Source organism: Phycisphaerales bacterium (genome assembly GCA_020852515.1).
Lineage (GTDB): Bacteria > Planctomycetota > Phycisphaerae > Phycisphaerales > UBA5793 > UBA5793.
Map to the genome: position 1 here is coordinate 1 of JADZAS010000027.1, position 3,223 is coordinate 3,223.

At 66.2% G+C, this 3,223-nt stretch carries 5 protein-coding genes; 3 read left to right on the forward strand and 2 right to left on the reverse strand.

The genetic code is table 11. The annotated features are described in order from the left end of the window. The first annotated feature begins 73 nt into the window (after positions 1 to 73). The 3 genes from IT430_17235 to IT430_17245 are packed head-to-tail and all read left to right on the forward strand — an operon-like array spanning position 74 to position 1,570. Positions 74 to 985 carry a winged helix-turn-helix domain-containing protein gene (locus tag IT430_17235; GenBank protein MCC6909682.1) on the forward strand — a complete coding sequence of 304 codons (912 nt, stop codon included), beginning with the start codon at positions 74 to 76 and terminating at the stop codon, positions 983 to 985. A 3-nt stretch (positions 986 to 988) separates the two neighbouring features. After that, a complete protein-coding gene (locus tag IT430_17240) occupies positions 989 to 1,204 on the forward strand; it encodes a hypothetical protein (GenBank protein MCC6909683.1) in 216 nt (71 codons plus the stop codon). After that, positions 1,205 to 1,570, forward strand: a complete 366-nt coding sequence (locus tag IT430_17245; protein ID MCC6909684.1) for a hypothetical protein — start codon at positions 1,205 to 1,207, stop codon at positions 1,568 to 1,570. Between the two features lie 2 nt (positions 1,571 to 1,572). Here the strand turns inward: IT430_17245 and IT430_17250 are convergent, their stop codons facing one another. Together IT430_17250 and IT430_17255 are read right to left on the reverse strand one after the other, a co-directional pair. Continuing rightward, positions 1,573 to 2,079, reverse strand: coding sequence for a hypothetical protein (locus IT430_17250; protein MCC6909685.1), 507 nt, complete (start codon positions 2,077 to 2,079; stop codon positions 1,573 to 1,575). 10 nt (positions 2,080 to 2,089) lie between these two features. Then, the gene (locus tag IT430_17255) at positions 2,090 to 3,190 is read right to left on the reverse strand and encodes an AAA family ATPase (protein MCC6909686.1); all 1,101 of its coding nucleotides are present in this window, start codon (positions 3,188 to 3,190) and stop codon (positions 2,090 to 2,092) included. Positions 3,191 to 3,223: the final 33 nt, after the last annotated feature.

Sequence of the window (3,223 nt, forward strand, 5' to 3'; positions counted from 1 at the left end):
ACCCATCACGCGCCGCGTCGACGTTCGACGCTGCGCCCATTTCAACCGCTCGAACTGCGAAAGGAGCACGAGCATGGCAACGAAGAAGACGAGTCCCAAGGGCAAGAGCACGAAGCGCACCAAGGCGGCCACGCCGCCACCATCGGCCCCCGCCAATCCGAATGACGCCGCGTCGGCCCCGGGAGTGAAACCCCGGGGCCGCGTTGTTGATGGAGATGCTGCACGCATCGCCGAGCGCGACGCCCAGGCCGCCGCCAAGGGCCTCGTGCTGAAGACCGAGATCGTCAACGGCAAGGAGCGCTCGCGCTGGGTGAAGAAGGCCCAGGAGGCGGCGGCCCAGCAGGGACCGCCGCGAGCACCCAAGCGCCACGCGCGGCCGCGCATCGCGCTGGTGAACAAGGACGACACCGCCGAGATCACCACGCTTGTCCAGGACCTGCCCATCAGCAAGAACCATGTCTGCTGGAAGCGCAACGGCAAGCTCTACGAGTTGTACTTCCGAATCGACGGCCGCACGCCGCTGCTGTTCCGCGCACCAGCCGATTCGCCCGTCGATGAGAAAACCGGCTACCGCGAACTCGATGCGGCGGGCGCCGTCACCGGCGTCTTCCACATCAAGGAGGCGATCAAGCAGCTCACCGGCAAGTCCCCGGCGCAGATCGGCATCACCATGCCGCCCGACCGCGGCGCGCCCAAGGCTCGCACCGCTGCGAAGACAGCCGAGGGCAAGGAAGCCAAGCCGCGCAAGAAGCGCGAAGGCCTCAGCGGCCTCGACGCCGCCGCCCAGGTGCTCGCCAAGGCCAAGGAGCCGCTCGACGCCAAGGCCATCGCCGAGCGCGCCATCGCGGCGGGCTGGAAGACCAACGGCGCCACGCCGCACGCCACGCTCTACTCGGCGATGATCCGCGAGATCAAAGCCAAGGGCGACGACGCGCGGTTCATCAAAGCCGACAAGGGCCGGTTCACGGCCCGGAAAGGAGCGTGATCGATGGACCGCGATGTCCAGCGACTGGTCGCGCATGCCGACCAGACCCGCGCCACGATGCGCGACACCCTGGCCGAAATGCCCGCCGCCGACAAGGCCGCATTGATCCGCACCTGCGCCGCGGGCGACCTCACCGGATTCGATGAGCGCACGGCGCTGCTCGTCGGGCTGCTGGCGGTGGTCGCCATCTTCGACCTCAGTGAAACTCGGGAGGACTGAATGATGCCCACTCCACTCTACGAATCGTTCATCGTCGAGGGCCCTACGGGCGTTCTCGTGCGCCGCGTCGAGCCGCGGAGAGGACAACCCTACGAGCACATCTGCACGAAGGCGGTTCTGGAAGATGTCGCCAGCGCCATCGACTGTCTCGAAGGCGCCGCATTTACAATCGAGTCGATCATCCAGGTGATCAGCGGCGGCGTCGCCGCCCGTACCCCGCCGTTCACGCAGGTGGCCGTCGCGGTCGCGTTCCTCAAGGAGCGCGGCTGCGTCGCGCCGGCCCGGCAGCGCAAGCACGCCGCCGCCACCGATGACGTCTACCTCGACGCCATGACGGAGTACCACGCGCTGCGCGAAGGTGGCTGACATCACGCCGCACCTCCAAACTTCGGGGCCTGGACGCCGCGCTTGGAAGCCTCGCGCCGCATCCAGGCCTTGAAGCCTTCCACGACATGCAGCAGTTCCCACGGCTCCAGTTCGCCCACACAGCGCGTCGGCGGCGCATCGAGGTATTCCGGCCGCCGCGCCGTCATGCGCTCGCAGAAGCCAGGCAGCGCCTCATCGCCGCACAGATCCAGCCGCCGGCACTGGGCGTGGAATGACTCCAGCGCCCGCCGCAGGCGCTTGCCCGCGGCGTTCGTCTTGCTCTCCCACTCGCGCTCATCGAGATCCGATTCCGGGTACATCGCCAGGCGATGCATTATCGTCTCGAAGGCCTCGTGGCTGTTGCGCGGGTGCGCCAGCGACGGCACGCCATCGGTGCGGTGGCAGCCGGTCTGCATCAGGACGAGGCGCCACAGCGCTTCATCGCGCAGCGCCGGAATCCGACGCCGCACGACATTGATGAACCGAAGTTGCCTGGGTGTGAAAGCCATTGATTCAGTTTCAGGCGGTGGCGACTCGCGGCAGCACCGAGCGATCGAGCGAGGTCTGCACAAACTTGCGGTAGTCCTCGCCGTGCATCTTCTTGAGCGCGTTGTTGAGAATGGCGGCGCTGATGGGCTTCTCGACGCCGTGCCCCGCCTGGGCGACAGCCATCACCAGCAGGTGGCACTGCCGCAGGGCGCCGAGCGTCGGGTGATTCCCGAGGCGGAAGAGGAAGTCGCGGGCATCGGCGGTGAAGCGCAGCTTACCGCCCTCGCAGATCCGGATGATGTCCTCGACGCTGTGCGCCGGGCCGCCCTCCCCGCCGTCGCCCATGACGATCATCTTGTCCAGCGGCAGCGTGCCGAATACGCGGCTGGAGAACTGCGTGTCATCGAGAGCCTGGATGCGCTCGCGCAGCAGGTGCGTCGCAGCGAGCACGACAGGCACCTTGAGATCGTTGATGGTGCGGATGATGTTGAACGCGTCGGGCCTGAGTTCGTGGGCCTGGTCGATCATGAGCAGGCGGCCGCTGCCGCGCAGGGTGCGCTTGATCTCGGCGAACTGCTTGATCGAATTCATGTGCAGGTTGATGCCCATGAACTCGGCAATCAGTCGAATGAGCCCGTTGGCGTTGCAGTTCTTCGGGTCGGCCTCGACGAGAATCGAGTTCTTCTCCATCGTGTGCACGGCCTGCAGCACCGTCGTCTTGCTGAAGCCAGGCGGCGCAATGATGACGCCGATGGTGCGCGACACGTGCACGTTCTCAATCAGGCCGATCATGAGTTCGACGCCCTGCGTCTGCACGAGTCCGTCGGGCCGGACCACCTCGGCCACCTTGGCCTCGTGATCCATGAGGTCGCACAGTTCCTTGAGGCGGGCGAGTCGATCGCCCTTGTAGGTGCCGCTGAGCACCTGGCTGATCGTCGACCGGCCCATGCCCGTCTTCTGCGCGAGGTTGTTGATGGACAGCTTCTGCTTGGCCATCCAGTCTTTGATGACTTCGGCAGCGCCGTTCATCTCCGCCTTCGTGGCGTTGTCGTCGAGCATCCGTGCCCACCTTCCCTGAACTCGCGCGGCCTGCACGAGCCTCTCGAAAATGTCCTTGTCGTCCTGGCTCATCGCTTGAGCCCCTCCCAGATGTCGAACTCCTCT